The 595-nt window shown below is 36.8% G+C and carries 1 protein-coding gene; it reads left to right on the top strand.

Features of this window, described 5'->3' with window-relative positions:
• Positions 1–595 (top strand): nuclease/transposase family protein (locus tag FFO06_RS20755; protein WP_503100516.1); only part of this gene is annotated, 595 nt, incomplete at both ends.

Genomic DNA, 595 nt, shown 5'->3' with positions numbered 1-595 from the left:
TGGAATGAGTTCGGCTCTTTAAAGGCTTGGGGCATTTCTAAATTTGAAATTGACAAACAGCTACGCACATCTAAAGACAAGTACCAATTACCTGCTAAGTTATGGGAAGCAACCCTTTATGATGTAATTGATGATATTCATTTAGTTCAGGCTGCTTGTATTGAAAAAGTGATGAAATCCCTAGGTCAATCATTCCAATCCTTTCAGTCTAAAAAAGGGGTTTTACAACTTACATTAGAAAGTCGTGAATGGTTGAAACACCCCAAGCTTTGCACCTTAGTTAGAAAGTTCTGGTATCGAGGTAACACAAAAGTTTGTAACCAAATTATTGTCAAGGCTTTTGATACTAAATTAGATAATAAAGGCGTGGTATGGCTGCGTTTTGGTGGACTCACAAAGGGTAAAAATCTGAAGTTGCCAACGACTTTAGCGACAGAAGTAAAATGTCAGTTAAGGCTAATCAAACGTAATGGTAGATGGGAAATACATTACACAACCGATATTCAAAAAGCCGAAAAAAAGACCAAAGGTAAAATAATTGGCTGTGACAGAGGTTATACAGAAGTTTATGCTACATCATCTAACGATGGTGCTA

Origin of the sequence: Dolichospermum planctonicum, from assembly GCF_005402965.1 — a bacterium.
Classification (GTDB): Bacteria; Cyanobacteriota; Cyanobacteriia; order Cyanobacteriales; family Nostocaceae; genus Dolichospermum; species Dolichospermum planctonicum.
Note: the sequence above shows the minus strand (reverse complement) of the source record. Positions and strands in the feature narration are given on the sequence as shown.